We start from the raw sequence: 17,656 nt of genomic DNA, 5'->3' as shown, positions 1-17,656 counted from the left end.
GGCTTGGAGGGGGCGGGTGCATTCATGCTGTCGGGTCGTGATCCTGGGTACTGCGGGTCCGGGCGGCCTTATCGGTTCCTGCGGGGAACCTTGGTTGTGAGCGTAGCGGAAGGCGCCGATGACTCCAGCGAGGCGGCCCTTGGTTTAGAATGCCGCCCCTTTTCCCGACGCGTATCGCCATGACTCCCGATTCCTTCGACATCCTCCGGCACCGACTCGTCACGGCCCTGGCCGAGCCGCCGGCCGAGACCCAGCGCCTGTTCCACGGCCGTGGCCGGCTCTGGCCGGGGCTGGAGCACGTCACGGTGGACTGGCTGGAGGGCGTGGTGCTGGTGGCGCTGTTCCGTGAGCCGCCGGCCGAGGCGCTGGAAGGTTTGCGTGCGCTGCTGCTGGCGCTGGCCGAGGCGCCTGCCTGGCCTGCTGGAAGCGTTCGCAGTGTACTGCTGCAGCACCGTTACCGACCCGGCAGCGAGACCGAGTGCCTGTGGGGCGAGGCGGTGGATGCCTGGACCATGCACGAGGACGGCCTGGCCTACCGGCTGGACCTGATGCGCAACCAGAACATCGGCCTGTTCCTCGACATGCGCCATGGCCGCCGCTGGGTGCGCGAGGTGGCGGCGGGGCGCCGGGTGCTGAACCTGTTCGCCTACACCTGCGGCTTCTCCGTGGCGGCCATCGCCGGGGGCGCCGAGGCGGTGGTGAACCTGGACATGGCCCGCGCGGCACTGGCCCGTGGGCGCGACAACCACCGTCTCAATGGCCATGACCTGGGGCGGGTGAGCTTTCTGGGGCATGAGCTGTTCAAGTCCTGGGGGCGGCTGAAGCGGGAAGGGCCCTACGGGCTGGTGATCATCGATCCGCCGTCGTTCCAGCGCGGCAGCTTCGAGCTGGACCGGGACTACCGCAAGATCCTCCGTCGCGTGCCGGAACTGCTGGCCCCCGGTGCCCGGGTGCTGGCCTGCGTGAACGACCCGGCCACCGGGGCCGACTTCATCATTCGCACGATGGGGGAGGAAGCGCCTGGCCTGGTGTTCCGCGAACGCCTGGCCAACCCGCCGGAATTCGCCGACGAGGACCCGGAAGGCGGGCTCAAGGCCCTGGTGTTCGAGTGGGAAGGGGCCGGGCAGGCCGGCCTGGAGTCTGAAGCAGGGCGCTAGCCCGGAGGGACGCGGACGTGCGCGGGACTGCGCTCAGATCACGCCCGCGTCGTCGTCGTTGATCAGCCGGTTGAGCCCGCCCAGCGCTTCCCGCGCCTGGGTCCGGCTGAGGAGCTTGGACTGGGCGGCCGGCGGCAGGTCGGTGATGCGCAGGACGCCTTTGGTCATGAGCACACTGATCAGGTCTTCCAGCACCCGGATCATCTCGTGGTCGCTCTGCTTGAGCTGCAGCAGGCTGGCCTCGATGGCCTGGTTGGAGTACCAGGCGAGCACGTCCTGGTCGTCGGCGGGGAGCTGGCCGGTGTGGCCGGCGAACTCGGCCGCTTCGACCCGCACCAGTTTGCCCTGGTCGTCGCGCTGCACGTAAAGCATGGGTACCCCCTGGTTGGACATGATTCGCCGGACGCACATCTATACGCGTGGCCTGGCAAGCAGGCAAGAATGGCCGGGCAGGGCAGCCTTCCCACCGCGCCCTGGCGCGGTGGGAAGGGGCTTCATCAGCTGTGCTCGGTCTTCACCAGCGGGTCGGAGCCGGCCACCAGCGAGCTGACGATCTGCGAGGAGGTCGACCCGTACTGGGTCAGGTCCACGCCTTCGAGCTTGATGGTCACATCGGCGCCGTTGGCGACGTTGCCGCTGGTGCTCACCTGCAGGGTGCTGGTGGCGGTGTCGACCTTGAGGTAGTCAAGGATGTTGTTGGCGTTGGCGGCATCGGGCAGCAGGTCGCTGAGGTCGATGCGGTCGCCTTCGCCGGCGTTGAAGTCCTTGATCACGTCATTGCCGAGGTCGCCGGCTTTCCAGACGAAGATGTCGGCGCCGGCACCGCCGGTGAGGGTGTCGTTGCCCACGCCGCCGATCAGCAGGTCGTTGCCGTCACCGCCATTGAGCAGGTCGTTGCCAGCGTTGCCGTAGAGCACGTCGTGGCCGTTGCCGCCGTTGAGGATGTCGGAGTACTTGCTGCCGTTGATCAGGTCGCTGGCCTCGGTGCCGTTGGTGGTGCCGATGGTGTGCAGCGCCCAGCCGGTATCGGTCTGTACCAGTTCCTGCCCGGCGCCCGGGGCCTGGAAGATCTCCAGCCCGCTGCCGCTGGCACCCAGCACCTTGTAGGCGGAGTCGGCACTGCCGCTGAGCTTGAACTCAACTTTCAGGCTCGCTGCGCCGCCTTGATCCCAGTACAGGAGTTCCAGGGCCTGCAGGTCGCCGCTGAGGCCGACACCGCTGAACACCTTGGTGGTGGTGCTCTGGATGTAGTCAGCCTCCGCTACCACCTGGCCACCGATCAGCAGGCGGTAACCGTCGTCCGCGGTGACGCGGATGTCGTAGGTGCCGCCTTGGGCCAGGTCGAGGAAACCGTGGGCACGGATGATCGCGTCCGAGGTATCGCCCAGGCCTGCGCCGCCGGCCTTGAGGTTGGAGACGTTGCCGGTACTGGCTGCCGTGAGGAAGTCGTACAGGTTGTTCTGGATGGTGTTGTTGACGTAGCCGATGGTGGTGCCGTTGGACACCGTGCGGTTGTCGCCCAGGTCGTCGCTGAACACGGTGGTGCCGTTCTTCAGGCCGTAGTCGATGACGTTGGCGACGAAGGTGGCGTTGACCGAGGCGGCGGCCGCGTTGTCGTTGGAACCGATCAGGCTGGTGCTGTTGCCAGTGCGGGACTCGACGTAGTCCTCCACCAGCTTGAGGCTGGTGAGGTTCGGCCGCGCGGTGCCGCTTTCGGCATAGCCCCAGTATTCACCGGTCAGGCCGCTGGACAGCGAGGTGCTGGTGTCCGCGACGTTGATGGTGTTGGTGGTGAAGCTTTCATGGCCGACGCCACCGTCGACGATCTTCAGCGTCAGGTGCTGGCTGGCGGAGCTGGCGGTGGTGCCGTTGGGCTCTACCGACACGGCCTTGATGTCCAGGCCGATCTCGCCGCGTACCGAGCCGCTGACCAGCAGCTTGGCGGTGGCCAGTTGGGCTGCGGTCAGGGACACCACGCCGGCGTTCGCGGTGAGGGTGGTGTTGCCGACCACCACGCTGGCCCCGCTGGGCAGGTTGGAGAGGTCGTAGCGCAGGCTCTCGGAACCGTCGGTGTCGGTCAGCGCACCGCTGATGTAGTTGGCCAGGGCGATGCTGGTCTTGCCGCTGACGCCGCCGTCACCGGCCACCACGCCCTGGGACGAGGTGAGGGTGATGTTGTCGATCAGCGCACCGCGACCAGCAGAGTCGGTGGAGGTGCCGGCCAGCTTGATGGTCAGGGCCTCGGTCTTGCCGGTGCCGGTGAAGCTGAAGTGGATGTTCTCCCAGTTCAGGCTGGACTGGCTGCTGGTGGAGCTGTACTCGCCCACCAGGGTGGTGCCGAGGTAGACCGCGATCTTGGTGAAGCTGGCGTCGAAGCCCGAGCGACCGGCGTAGTCCAGGTTCAGCTCGTAGACCTTGCCGACCTCGGTGGCGACGTTTCGGGTGACGCCCAGGGTCTGGGACATACTGCCGCCCGCGTCGTTGAGCTCCAGCGCGTCTCCGTTGTTGGTGCCCGGCAGCCTGACGGTGACGTAGCCGCCGGCCTGGTTCTGCATGCTGTCGCCGTTGGCCCAGATTTCGAAGACGTTGTTGCCGCCACTGCGCACGTCGCCGGTGGTGACCAGGGACCAGTTCTCGAAGGTCGGCCCGGCCACGTCCTGGGAGGTGCTGTCGCTGTTGGGCGCCGATTCCCAGGTGGTGGTGAACAGCGTGCTGGCCGCGGCGGACTTCACGGTCAGGGTCGGCACGTCGGCCACCGGGGTGATGTCGATGCTCATGGTGCTGCTGGCGGTGCTCAGGGCGCCGTCGCTGCCGCTGTACTTGAAGGTGGCGTAGGTGGCCTGGTTCAGCCCGACGCCGCTGCCGCCGAAGCTGTCGTGGCCGGACTCGTTGCTGTCCGGCACGAAGCGCAGGCCGCCGGCGTCGATCACCGACTTGGTGACGCTGGCGTTGGCGGCGACGTTGGTCCAGGTGCCGTTCACCAGTTGCTGCAGCTTGCCCTCCAGCGGCAGGCTCTCGATCTTGATCGACAGGGTGCTGTTGGCGTCGACGTCGCTGACCTTGAAGTCGTTCCAGGCGAAGACGTAGTTGGTGTCTTCGACGCCGGTGACGTTGGCGCCCGCGACCACCACCGGGGCCTCGTTGACGTTGTTCACCTGGATGGTGAACGACTGGTTGGCGGTGCTGCCGTCGGAGCTGGTGGCCTTGACCACGATGGTGTGGCTGGTGGCGCTCTCGAAGTCCAGCTTGGTGCCGTCGGCCACTGTCACCACGCCGGTGGTGGCGTCGATGGCGAAACGGCCACCGGCGTTGTCCACCAGTTCGTACTTGGTGATGGTGGCGCCGACGTCGCCGTCCACGCCCTTGGCCGTGATGCCCACCACGGTGCCGTTGGCGGCGTTCTCGTTGACCTGGTTGGTGGCGGTGTTGCTGTCGCTGATGACCACGCCGTTGTCGTTGACGTTGCCCACCTGGATGGTGAACGACTGGGTGTTGGTGCTGCCGTCGGAGCTGGTGGCCTTGACCACGATGGTGTGGCTGGTGGCGCTCTCGTAGTCCAGCTTGGTGCCGTCGGCGACGGTGACCACGCCGGTGGTGGCGTTGATGGCGAAGCGGCCACCGGCGTTGTCCACCAGTTCGTACTGGGCGATGGTGGCGCCGACGTCGCCGTCCACGCCCTTGGCGGTCACGCCGACCACGGTGCCGTTGGCGGCGTTCTCATTGACCAGGTTGGTGGCGGCGTCGCTGTCGGTGATGACCACGCCGTTGTCGTTGACGTTGCCCACCTGGATGGTGAACGACTGGGTGTTGGTGCTGCCGTCAGAGCTGGTGGCCTTGACCACGATGGTGTGGCTGGTGGCGCTCTCGAAGTCCAGCTTGGTGCCGTCTGCCACGGTTACAACGCCGGTGGTGGCGTTGATGGCGAAGCGACCACCCGCGTTGTCGGTCAGCTCGTACTTGGTGATGGTGGCGCCGACGTCGCCGTCCACGCCCTTGGCCGTGATGCCCACCACGGTGCCGTTGGCGGCGTTCTCGTTGACCTGGTTGGTGGCGGTGTTGCTGTCGGTGATCACAACGCCGTTGTCGTTGACGTTACCCACCTGGATGGTGAACGACTGGGTGTTGGTGCTGCCGTCGGAGCTGGTGGCCTTGACCACGATGGTGTGGCTGGTGGCGCTCTCGAAGTCCAGCTTGGTGCCGTCTGCGACGGTCACGACGCCGGTGGTGGCGTTGATGGCGAAGCGGCCACCCGCGTTATCGGTCAGCTCGTACTGGGTGATGTTGGCGCCGACGTCGCCATCCACGCCCTTGGCAGTCACACCGACCACGGTGCCCGTGGCCGCGTTCTCGTTGACGAAGTTGCTGGCGGTGTCGCTGTCGGTGATGACCACGCCGTTGTCGTTGACGTTGCCCACCTGGATGGTGAACGACTGGGTGTTGGTACTGCCGTCGGAGCTGGTGGCCTTGACCACGATGGTGTGGCTGGTGGCGCTCTCGTAGTCCAGCTTGGTGCCGTCGGCGACGGTGACCACGCCGGTGGTGGCGTTGATGGCGAAGCGGCCGCCGGCGTTGTCCACCAGTTCGTACTTGGTGATGGTGGCGCCGACGTCGCCGTCCACGCCCTTGGCGGTCACGCCGACCACGGTGCCGTTGGCGGCGTTTTCGTTGACCTGGTTGGTGGCGGTGTTGCTGTCGGTGATCACCACGCCGTTGTCGTTCACGTTGGTGACGTTCACGGTGACGGTAGCGGTGGCAGCGGTCTTGCCGTCGGTGGCGCTGACCTGCAGCTGGTGCTGGGTAGCGGTTTCGTAGTCCAGCGTCTTGCCGTTGGCCAGGGTGATGACCCCGGTGCTGGCGTTGATGCTGAACAGGCCGGCGTCGTTGCCGCCGGTGATGCTGTAGAACAGCGGCTCGCCGTCTCGGTCCTGATCGGTGCCGGTGAAGCGGTCGCTCAGGTCGGCGATGGTGCTGCCGGCGGCGGTGTTCTCGGCGAAGGTGACGCTGCTGTCGACCAGGCCGGGTGCGTCATCCAGGTTGGCCACCTGAATGGTCATGGTGTTGGGCTGGCTGGAGAACAGGCCGCTCTGGTCCTGCACGGAGAAGCTGAAGGAGCCACTGCTGCTGCCGCTGGCGGTGGGGGTGTAGACCAGCGAGGCGATCTGCGCCGCGGTGACCAGCATGCCCACGGTGACGGCGGTGCCGTTCAGGCTCAGGCTGCCGTTGCCCGGCAGGCTGTTGATGCGGATGGCCTTGAGGCTGTCGCCGGCGTCCACGTCGCTGAAGCCGAACTCGGCAGCGCTGAAGCTGCGCGGGGTGCCTTCGTCGGTCTGCACGGTGTTGTCGGCGCCGGTGGGGGCGTCGCTCACCGGGTGCACGGTGACCGGCAGGGTCAGCGAGGTGGAAGCCTTGTCGCCGTTGGCGCCTTCGGTGGCGGTGGCGGTGACCTTCAGGTCGAAGGTGCCGTTGTAGTTGGCTGGCGGGGTGATGCTCAGGTTGCCCAGGTTCCAGCCGCTGATGTCGGCGGTGGTGCTGCCGCTGGTGGCGGTGAAGCTGTGCACGCCGTCGGTCAGGGTGGCGCCTGCGGGGATCTGCGAGATGCCCACGGAGAGGCTTTCCGAACCGTCGGTGTCGTTCAGCGAGGCGGTCAGGCGCGACAGCGGGATGCTGCTGTCCTCGTCACCCTCGTTGACGTTGTAGAGCTGGTAGTAGCCCTTGCCGTCGCTGCCATGCAGGTCGGACAGGTGCAGGCCGTTGCCGGCCAGGTCGCTGGCCTTGGTGTAGAGCTGCACGTTGGCGCTGGACAGGTCCTGCACCGGGCCGTTGCCGACCTTGACGTTGACGTCCAGGGTGCCCGGGCCGCTCTGGTTGTGCTGGTAGATGTCCAGGGTGTAGTAGCCGCTCTGCTGGGCGGTGTAGCTGCCGCTGAACTGGCCGGTGGAGCCGCCCCAGGTGGCGCTGCCCACGGTGGTGCCGCCGACCACGACCATCACGCTGTCGTCGCCGGTGCCGCTGAAGGTGTAGGTCTGGCCTGCTTCCAGGTAGATCAGGCCGGAGAGCTTGTTGGCCACGCCGGCGTTGACGCTGTCGATGTGGGCGTCGGCCAGGTTGCCGCTGCTGGTGGGGGTGCCGGCGGCGTCGATGGTGCTCTTCAGGGTGGCCGGGTTGGCGCCGTTGCCACCGCTGCCCAGGGCCAGGTTGTTCCAGCTCTGTTGCAGCAGGCCGGTGGCGGCGGGGGTGCCGCTTGGTGCCTGGGTGCCCAGGTTCGGGGCGTCGGCCACCGGCTGGATGCCCACCTGGACGGTGGCGGTGCTGTTGCCGCCCTTACCGTCGGTAACGGTGTAGGTGATGGTGTCCGCACCGCTGTAGTTGCCGGTGGGGGTGTAGACCAGCTTGCCGTCGACGATGCTGACGCTGCCGTGCTGCGCGCTGGCGCCGGTCAGGGTCAGGCTGTCGCCGTCTACGTCGCGGTCGTTGGCCAGTACGTCGATGGTGACGGCGGTGTCTTCCTGGGTGGTGGCGGTGTCGTTGACGGCGGTGGGCGCATCGTTTACCGGCTTGACGGTGATGTCGACCACGGTGTCGACCACGCCGCCCTTGCCGTCGCTGACGGTGACCACGAAGCGATCCGGGCCGTTGTAGTCGCCGTTGGGCTTGTAGGTGTACTCGCCGGTGTTCGGGTCGAGGGTCAGGGTGCCGTTGGCGGTGCCGGTCTTCACGGTGTAGGTGAGGCGGTCGCCGTCCACGTCGGTGGCGGGGATGCGGCTGGTCAGGGTGCCGTCTTCGTCCACGCTGGCGGTGCTGTTGGGCGCCACCGGGGCATCGTTGACCGGCTTGACGGTGACGCTGACCACGCTGGTGGTGGTGCCGCCGTGGCCGTCGCTGATGGTGACGGTGAAGGAGTCGCTGCCGTTGAAGTCCTTGGCCGGCTGGTAGGTGTAGGTGCCGTCGGCGTTCATCACCACGGTGCCATGCTGCGGGCCGTTGCCGTTGGCGATGCTGTAGGTGAGGGTGTCGCCGTCGATGTCACGGCCGGTCACGCGGCCGTCCACCGGGGTGTCCTCGTCGGTGCTGATGCTGGACGGGGAAGCGGTCGGGGCGTCGTTGATCGGCTTGACGGTGATGTTGACCACGGTGTCGGTGACACCGCCCTTGCCGTCGCTGACGGTGACCACGAAGCTGTCCGGCCCGTTGTAGTCGCCGTTGGGCTTGTAGGTGTACTCGCCGGTGTTGGGATTGAGCACCAGGGTGCCGTTGGTGGTGCCGGTCTTCAGGGTGTAGGTAAGGGGGTCGCCCTCCGCGTCGGTGGCGGTGATGCGGCTGGTCAGGGTGCCGTCCTCGTCCACGCTGGCGGTGCTGTTCGGGGCGTTCGGGGCATCGTTGACCGAGTTGACGATGACGCTGACCAGGCTGGTGGTGGTGCCGCCGTGGCCGTCGCTGATGGTGACGGTGAACGTGTCGGTACCGTTGAAGTCCTTGGCCGGCTGGTAGGTGTAGGTGCCGTCGGCGTTCATCACCACGGTGCCGTGCTGCGGGCCGTTGCCGTTGGCGATGCTGTAGGTGAGGGTGTCGCCGTCCACGTCACGGCCGGTCACGCGGCCGTCGATCGGGGTGTCTTCATCGGTGGTCAGGAACTGCGGGCCGGAGGTCGGTGCGTCGTTGACCGGGTTGACCTTGACCGTCACCACGGAGTCGGCATAGCCGCCCTTCGGATCGTAGACCCGGATGGTGAAGGAATCGGTGCCGTTGTAGTCCTTGTTCGGGGTGTAGGTGTACTCGCCGGTGGCGGTGTTGAGCAGGATCGAGCCGTGGGCCACGCCGGACTGGATCACGTAGCTCAGCTTGTCGCCGTCCACGTCGGTGGCGACGATCTGGCCGCTGACGCTCTTGTCCTCGTCAGTTTCTTTGGTCTGGTCGGTGGTTTCCGGCGCGTCGTTGAACGGCAGGACGTTGATGCTGACCAGGCTGGTGGTTACGCCGCCCTTGCCATCGCTGATGGTGACGGTGAAGGCGTCGGTGCCGTTGTAGTCCTTGGCCGGCATGTAGGAGAAGGTGCCGTCGGGGTTGAGCGTGACGGTGCCGTGCTGCGGGCCGTTGCCGTTGGCGATGGTGTAGGTGAGGGTGTCACCGTCCACGTCGCGGGCATTGATCGTGCCGTTGGCGGCGTTGTCCTCGACGGTGGTCAGGAACAGCGGGCCGGAGGTCGGTGCATCGTTGACCGGGTTGACCTTGACCGTCACCACGGAGTCGGCATAGCCGCCCTTCGGATCGTAGACCCGGATGGTGAAGGAGTCGGTGCCGTTGAAGTCCTTGTTCGGGGTGTAGGTGTACTCACCGGTCACGGTGTTGAGCAGGATCGAGCCGTGAGCCACGCCGGACTGGATCACGTAGCTGAGCTTGTCGCCGTCCACGTCGGTGGCGACGATCTGGCCGCTGACGCTCTTGTCTTCGTCGGTTTCCTTGGTCTGGTCGGTGGTTTCCGGCGCGTCGTTGAACGGCAGGACGTTGATGCTGACCAGGCTGGTGGTCACGCCGCCGTGGCCGTCGCTGATTGTCACGGTGAAGGCGTCGGTGCCGTTGTAGTCCTTGGCCGGCATGTAGGAGAAGGTGCCGTCAGGGTTGAGCGTGACGGTGCCGTGCTGCGGGCCGTTGCCGTTGGCAATGCTGTAGGTGAGGGTGTCACCGTCCACGTCGCGGGCATCGATCTTGCCGGTGGCGGCATTGTCTTCGACGGTGGTCAGGTCCAGCGGCTTGGAAGTCGGGATGTCGTTCACCGGGTTGACGGTGATCCGCACCACGGCGTCGACCACGCCGCCCTTGCCGTCGTTGACGGTGACGGTGAAGGAGTCCGGGCCGTTGTAGTTGGCGTTGGGCTTGTAGGTGTACTGACCGGTGGCGGTGTCGAACACCAGGGTGCCGTTGTTGGTCCCGGTCTTCAGGGTGTAGGTCAGGCTGTCGCCATCGGCATCGGTGGCGTTCAGCTGGCTGGTGAGGGTGCTGTCCTCGTCCACGCTGACGTTGGCGTTGTTGACCACCGGCAGGTCGTTGATCGGGTTGACCGCCAGGTTGATGGTGCCGTTCACGGTGGCGGTGCCGTCGTTGACGCTGTAGGTGAAGCTGCCCACGGCATCGCCGGCCTTGTAGTCGGCGGGGGCGTTGTACTTCAGGCCCTGGAGCTGGGCGCTGGTGAGGGTCTGGCCATTGCTGACCAGGGTGCCGTCGGCGAGGGTGACCTGGCCGACCACCGGCAGGCCGGTGACCTTGATGGTGAGCACGTCGCCGTCCACGTCGGTGGGCGCCTTGATGCCCAGCGGGGTGCCGACGCTTTCCTCGTTGACGGTGAGGCCGTGGCTGTCCACCACCGGCAGGTCGTTGACCGCGGTGACGCCCACCTTGACGGTGGCGGTGTCGGTGCCGCCCTTGCCGTCGCTGACGGTGTAGGTGAAGGAGCCGGTGCCGTTGAAGTTGGCCGCCGGGGTGAACACCACCTTGCCGTTGACCAGGGCCACGGTGCCGTTGACCGCGTTCTGCACGCTGATGATGGTCAGGCTGTCGCCGTCCACGTCGGTGTCGTTGCCCAGCAGGGTGGCGGGCTCGATGGTCAGCGGGGTGTCTTCAGCGGTCACCAGGCCGTCGAGGCCGTGGCTCAGGCTGTTGCCGCCGAGCACGGTGTAGCTGCCGCCTTCGGGGCGCATCTCCACCTTGAGCTGGGCCTGGCCGCCCTGGTCCCAATAGATGATCTGGATCTGGTGGGCGCCACTGGTGGGCACGTTGAAGGTGGCGAATTCACGGGCGGTCGGGCCCTGGTTGGCGTTGTACTCGGCCACCACCTTGCCATCGATGACGATGCTGAAGCCGTCGTCGGCGGTGACGCGCAGCTGGTAGTTGCCAGCGGCCAGGTTGACCGAGCCGCTCAGCTCGACGATGGCGTCGGAGGTGTTGGCCGGGTCGGTGTTCAGGGTCGCGGCGTCGCTGCCGAGGAATTTCTGCAGGTTGCCGTTGCCGCCCAGGTCGCTGCTCACGCCGTTGCCGTAGTTCAGCGAGGTGGCAGTGAAGGTGGCGTCGGCGGCGTGCTTGGCGATGAAGTCCTTGACCATCGCCAGGTTGCTCAGGTTCGGGCCGTCGGCGCCTTCGCGGTAGGCGTAGTAGCTGCCCTTCAGGCCGGTGAGGGTCGGGGCGTCGTCACGGGCGTCGGGCGCATCGTTCACCGGGGTGACGCTGATGGTCACGCTGCCGTTCACGGTGGCGGTGCCGTCATTGACGCTGTAGGTGAAGTTGCCCACTGGGTCGCCGGCCTTGTAGTCGGCAGGGGCGTTGTACTTCAGGCCTTGGAGCTGGGCGCTGGTGAGGGTCTGGCCGTTGCTGACCAGGGAGCCGTCGGCGAGGGTGACCTGGCCGACCACCGGCAGGCCGGTGACCTTGATGGTGAGCACGTCGCCGTCGGCATCGGTGGGGGCCTTGAGACCCAGCGGGGTGCCGACGCTTTCCTCGGCCACGGTGAGGGGCTTGCTGTCCACCACCGGCAGGTCGTTCACCGGGGTGACGCTGATGGCGACGCTGCCGTTCACAGTGGCGGTGCCGTCATTGACGCTGTAGGTGAAGCTGCCCACCGGGTCGCCGGCCTTGTAGTCGGCGGGGGCGTTGTACTTCAGGCCTTGCAGTTGGGCGCTGGTGAGGGTCTGGCCGTTGCTGACCAGGGAGCCGTCGGCGAGGGTGACCTGGCCGACCACCGGCAGGCCGGTGACCTTGATGGTGAGCACGTCGCCGTCGGCATCGGTGGGCGCCTTGAGGCCGAGCGGGGTGCCGACGCTTTCCTCGGCCACGGTGAGGGGTTTGCTGTCCACCACCGGCAGGTCGTTCACCGGGGTGACGCTGACCGCCACGCTGCCGACCACGGTGGTGGTGCCGTCGTTGACGCTGTAGGTGAAGTTGCCCACCGGGTCGCCGGCCTTGTAGTCGGCGGGGGCGTTGTACTTCAGACCCTGCAGCTGGGCGCTGGTGAGGGTCTGGCCATTGCTGACGGTGGTGCCGTCGGCCAGGGTCACGCGGCCGACCACGGGCAGGCCGGTGACGGTGATGGTGAGCGCATCGCCGTCCACATCGGTGGGCGCCTTGAGGCCCAGCGGGGTGCCGACGCTTTCCTCGGCCACGGTGATGGCGTTGCTGTCCACCACGGGGGCGTCGTTGCGGCCTTCGATGGTGACGCTGGCGCTGGTCTTGACCAGGCCGCCGTGGCCGTCGCTGACCTCGTATTCGTAGTTCAGGACCAGGTTCTGGCCCTTGGCCAGGTAGTTGTAGGCGGACGGGTCCACCTTGAGGCTGTTGCTGGCGGCGTCGAAGGTCACGCCGGCGGCGTTGCCGGTGCCGATCTGCTTCAGGTTGATGACGCTGAGCACGTCCTTGGCGTCGACGTCGCTGGCGTTCTGCAGCAGGTTGATGCTGTAGGGCTGGGCATCTTCGTTGGTCACCGAGGTGATGGCGCCGCTGACCACCGGGGCGTCGTTGCTGCCGGTGACGGTGATGGTGACGTCGCGGCTGGCGCTGGCGTTGCTGCCGTCGGTGACGGTGACGCGGTAGACCAGGGTCAGGGTCTCGCCGGCAGCCAGGTAGTCCAGGGAGCCGGCCGGCACGCTGTAGGTCCAGTGCACGGAGCCCTGGCCGTCGCCGGTGGCGGAATCGCTGAGGGTGGCGGCGAGGTTGCCCAGGGCGGCCACGGCCTGGCCGTTGCCGTCGGTGGCGCTGACCAGCTGGGTGCTGACGCTGTGGCTGTCGTTGAGGTCGGCGTCTTCGAAGCCGATGTCGCCGGTGGCGCTGAGGTTGCCGGCGTTCTCGCCGGGCACGCCGTCGGCGCGTTCGGTGACGCTGCCGGTCTGCACGGTGGTTTCCAGCACCGGCGCGTCGTTGCGGCCTTCGATGGTCAGGGTGGCGGTGGTGGGGGTGACGCCGCCGTTGCCGTCGACCACGTCGTAGCTGTAGGTGAGCACCAGCTTCTCGCCGGCGGCCAGGTAGTTGTAGGCGTTGGGGTTGACCTGCAGGGTGTTGCCCGAGACGGTCACGCCGGCAGTGTCGCCGCTGCCGACCAGCTTGACGTTGGCCACCGAGAGCACGTCGCTGCGGTCCACATCGCTGGCGTTCTGCAGCAGGTCGACCTGCTGGGCGCCGGCGTCTTCGTTCGTGGTGGTGGCGATGGCCGCGCTGACCACGGGGGCATCGTTGACGCCGTCGATCACCACGGTGGCCTGGGTGGTGACCAGGCCGCCATGGCCGTCGCTGACCTCGTATTCGTAGGTGAGGGTGACCTTCTCGCCCTTGGCCAGGTAGTTGTAGGCGCTGGGGTCGAGCACCAGGGTGTTGCCGCTGACGGTCACGCCGGAGGCATCGTTGCCGCTGGTTTCGCGCAGGTTGACGACGTTGAGCACGTCGTTGGCATCGGTGTCGCTGGCCTTGGCCAGCAGGTCGATGACCTGGCCGGCGGCGTCTTCGTTGGTGCCGACGCTGATGGCACCGGTGACCACCGGGACGTCGTTGACGCCGGTGATGGTCAGGGTCAGCACGCTGTCGCTGCTGAGCTGGCCGTCGGTGGCGGTGAACGGGACCTGGATGACCAGCTTCTCGCCAGCGGCCAGGGACTGGTAGGCCGCGTTGCTCGGGTCCAGGGTCCAGGTGCCGTCGGGGTTGAGGCTGAGGCCGGCCGGGGCGTTGCCCTTGAGGCTGAAGGTCAGTTTGTCGCCGTCGACGTCGGTGGCGGCGAGCTGGCCGCCCACGGTCGGGCCGTCTTCGGTGGCGCTGGCGCTGGTGGGGCTGGCCACGGGCGCATCGTTCACCGGGGAGACGTTGATGGTGGCGGTGGCGTTGGTGGAGGTGGCGCCGTTGTTGTCCACGGCCTGGTACTGGAAGGTGGTGGTGCCGTTCCAGTCGCTGTCCGGGACGAAATAGACCGGGCCGGTGACGCTGTCGCCGGCTTTCAGCGGGGTGCCGCCGTTGGCCGAGGCGTAGAGCTGGCCGTGCTGGGGCAGGCCGGTGATGACGAAGCCGGTGACGGTGCCATCGACGTCGCTGCCGGCCAGGTCGACCTGAATGCGTGCGGGCTGGTCTTCGCTGCCGCTGGCGGACACGGCGCTGGCCACCGGGGCGTCGTTGGTACCGGTGACGGTGATTTCCAGGTTGGCGGTGTTGCTGGCACCGAATTCGTCGGTGACGGTGACCGGCACCTTGATCACCAGCTGCTCGCCGGCCTTGAGGCTGTCGTAGGCGCTGTGGCTGCTGTCGAAGCTCCAGCTGCCGTTGCTGTTGAGGGTCAGGCCGTCGACGGTGGCGGGGGTGGTGAAGGTCAGTTGGGCAACGTTGTCGACGTCGGTGGCGACCATCTGGCCGGTGATGACGCCATCGCCTTCATTGGCTGCGGCGGTGGCGGCATCGATCTTCGGCGCATCGTTGGTGCCGGTGACGGTGATGGTCAGGGTGCTCTTCGCACTCAGGCTGCCGTCGCTGACGCTGTAGGGAATGGTCAGGGTCAGGACCTGGCCCTTGGCCAGGCTCTGGTAGCCGGCGGCGCTGGGGTCGAGGGTCCAGGTGCCGTTGGGGTTGAGCTGGAAGCCGTCCGGGGCGGGGCCACTGAGGGTGTAGGTCAGTGTGTCGCCGTCGACGTCGCTGCCATCCAGCTGGCCGCTGATGGGGGCGGCGTCTTCTTCGGTGGCGGCGTCGGTGGCGCCGGCCACGGGGGCATCGTTCACCGGGTTGATGGTCAGGCCGATGCTGTCGTTGTCGGTGAGCTGGCCATCGCTGGTGCGGACGTTGAGGGTGTCCTGGCCGTTGTAGTCGGCGGACGGAACGTACTTAAGGCCCTGCAGGGCGGCGTTGATGGCCTGGGCGCTGCCGGAGAGCACCAGGGTGCCGGTGCCGTTGCCGCTGAAGGTCACGCCGTTGCCGAGGTTGCCCAGGGTCAGGGTGCCGTGGCCGACGCTGAGGGTGGTGGTGAGGGTATCGCCGTCCACGTCGGTGACGCTGATGGCGTTGCCGTTGGCGGTGCTGAAGGTCTGGCTGCCGTCTTCGTCGAGGGTCTGGGCGCCGGGGACGCTGTTGACCGGGGCGTCGTTGATCGGGTTGATCACCAGTTGCAGCGTGCCGGTGGTGCTCAGGGAGCCGTCGCTGAGGGTGTAGGTGACGGCCGGTACCACGCCGCTGTAGTCGGCGTTGGGAGTGAAGGAGAACTCGCCGTTGGCCAGCAGGGTCAGTTTGCCCACCGACAGGTAGGCGGTGTCGCCGGCCTGGTAGTTCTGCCCGGCGATGCTGAAGCCGGTGACGCTCAGGCTGGTGCTGTCGACGTCGCTGTCGTTGGTCAGCACGTTGCCGGTGGCGACGCTGTCCTCGTCCAGGGTGACGGTGTCGTCCACGGCCACCGGGGCATCGTTGGTGCCGTTGATGGTGACGGTGACGCTGGTCTTGGTGCCGTCGGCGCTGGTGACCTGGAAGGTGTCCACCAGTTTCTGGCCGACGTTCAGCTCGTTGTAGGCGGAGTTGGCGACGTAGCTCCAGTTGCCGGCGGCGTCGATGCTGAAGGTGCCGTAGGTACCGGCGGTGCCGGTCTGGGCAACGAAGGTGGCCGGGCTGTCGACATCGGTGATGGTCAGGGTGCCGCCTGCGGTGAGGGCGCTGTCGGTTTCGTCCAACTGCACGTCGGCGCTGCTCAGCACGGCGGCGTCGTTGGTGCCGTTGATGGTGACGGTGACGCTGGTCTTGGTGCCGTCGGCGCTGGTGACCTGGAAGGTGTCCACCAGCTTCTGGCCGACGTTCAGCTCGTTGTAGGCGGCATTGGCGACGTAGGTCCAGTTGCCGGCGGCATCGATGCTGAAGGTGCCGTAGTTGCCGGCGGTGCCGGTCTGGGCGACGAAGGTGGCCGGGCTGTCGATGTCGGTGATGCTGAGGGTGCCGCCGGTGGTGAGGGCGCTGTCGGTCTCGTCCAGCTGCACGTCGGCGCTGCCGAGCACGGCGGCGTCGTTCACGCCGGTGACGGTGATGGTCAGGGTGCTGGTGCTCTTGGCGCCGAACTGGTCGGTCACTTCATAGGGCACGGTGAGGGTCAGCTTCTGGCCTTCGGCGAGGGACTGGTAGGCGGCGTTGCCGGCGTCCAGGGTCCAGGCGCCGGTCTGCGGGTTGAGGCTGAAGCCGGCGGGGGCCTTGTCGGTGAGGCTGTAGCTGAGCACCGCGCCCTTGTCGGCGTCGCTGGCCTGCAGGGTGCCGCTGACGGTCTGGTCTTCGGTGACGTCGGCGCTGCTGGCGGTGGCGATCGGCGCGTCGTTGGCGCCGTTGAAATTGATGGTGATGACACGGGTGTCGCTGGCGCCGGACGGGTCGCGCACGGTGACGACGAAGCTGTCGCTGGCCTTCTCGCCGTCCTGCAGGCCGTTCACGGCCTTGGCGTCCACGACGTAGATGTAGGTGCCGTCGGCATTGACGGTCAGTTCGCCGTAGGCGCCCTTGCCGCTGCCGCTCCAGGTCAGCTGGGTGTCGTCCACGTCGGTGGCGGTCAGCTGGCCCTTGATGTCGGCGAAGGTGTCGAGGCCGGCGGTGTCGTTGACGTCGGCGGTGTAGGTGCCGCTGGCCACCGGTGCGTCGTTGACCGGGGTGATGCCCAGGTTGACGGTCAGCGGGGTGGAGGCGCCGCGGCCGTCGGTGGCGGTCACGACGAAGCTGTCGGCGCCGTTGTAGTCCTGGGCCGGGGTGTAGGTCCAGGTGCCGTTGGGGTTGAACACCAGGGTGCCGTTGGCCGGGCCCTGGGTGACGCTGAAGGTGATCAGGTCGCCGTTGGCATCGCGGGCGGTGAAGGTGCCGCTGATCGGGGTGTCTTCCGGCGTGCTCAGGCTGAAGGTGGTGATGGGGCCGCCATCGGCGCCGGTGAACTGCGGGGCGATGTTGGGCAGGGCGCCCTGGGTCTCGGTGGTGCCGGAGGCGCCGTTGGCCAGGCCCTGGGTGGCGAAACCGATCTGTGCTTCAACGACGCCGCCGGTAGGGTCTAGCAGGACGAAGCTGCGGCCACCGCCGGCTTCACCGCCGCTGGTGGAGCCGCCGGCGCTGGTGGCGCCGGCAGCGGTGGCTTCGAAGGCCTGGGTCGGGTCGACACCGGCGGCGATGGCCTGTTGCAGCTCTTCGGCGCTGGGTGCGGTCTGGGCGGCGCCGTCATCGGAGGCCTGGGGGGCGAATTCATTGCTGGCCCAGCGGGTGTCGCGGCCCAGGTCGATCAGGCGGCCATCGGGCAGCTCGATGGTGACCATGCTGGCCGCGCCAGTGACGATCTCGTCACCCTGGAAGATCCGATCCCCCTCGAAGAGCTGACGCTGCACACCCTCGGCGGAGAGTGCAACGACCTGGCCGATGACGCTTTTCACTACGGCTACGACAGTGCTCATGGGGGTGAATCTCCTGGTTTGGCTTCAGCTTGCGGCGCCGAGTCGTTCCAGAGGTGGATCGGCGCTGCATTCCTTCATTGATTCGGTGGTGTTGAA

General features: G+C 67.3%; 3 protein-coding genes. 1 reads left to right on the top strand and 2 read right to left on the bottom strand.

What is annotated here, in order from left to right; translation table 11 throughout:
- Positions 1–179: 179 nt before the first annotated feature.
- The gene (locus tag SZ55_RS07755; protein ID WP_044403744.1) at positions 180–1,157 is read left to right on the top strand and encodes a class I SAM-dependent methyltransferase; all 978 of its coding nucleotides are present in this window, start codon (positions 180–182) and stop codon (positions 1,155–1,157) included.
- A 33-nt stretch (positions 1,158–1,190) separates the two neighbouring features.
- Here SZ55_RS07755 and SZ55_RS07750 read toward each other — a convergent pair whose 3' ends face one another.
- Positions 1,191–1,529: a hypothetical protein gene (locus SZ55_RS07750; RefSeq protein WP_044403742.1), complete on the bottom strand. Its 339-nt coding sequence runs from the start codon at positions 1,527–1,529 to the stop codon at positions 1,191–1,193.
- Positions 1,530–1,654: 125 nt separating this feature from the next.
- A complete protein-coding gene (locus SZ55_RS07745; protein WP_082078165.1) occupies positions 1,655–17,560 on the bottom strand; it encodes a retention module-containing protein in 15,906 nt (5,301 codons plus the stop codon).
- Positions 17,561–17,656: the final 96 nt, after the last annotated feature.

This window comes from Pseudomonas sp. FeS53a (genome assembly GCF_000931385.1).
GTDB classification, from domain to species: Bacteria; Pseudomonadota; Gammaproteobacteria; order Pseudomonadales; family Pseudomonadaceae; genus Metapseudomonas; species Metapseudomonas otitidis.
The sequence above is the reverse complement of the archived record's forward strand: the minus strand, read 5'-3'. Positions and strand labels throughout refer to the sequence as shown.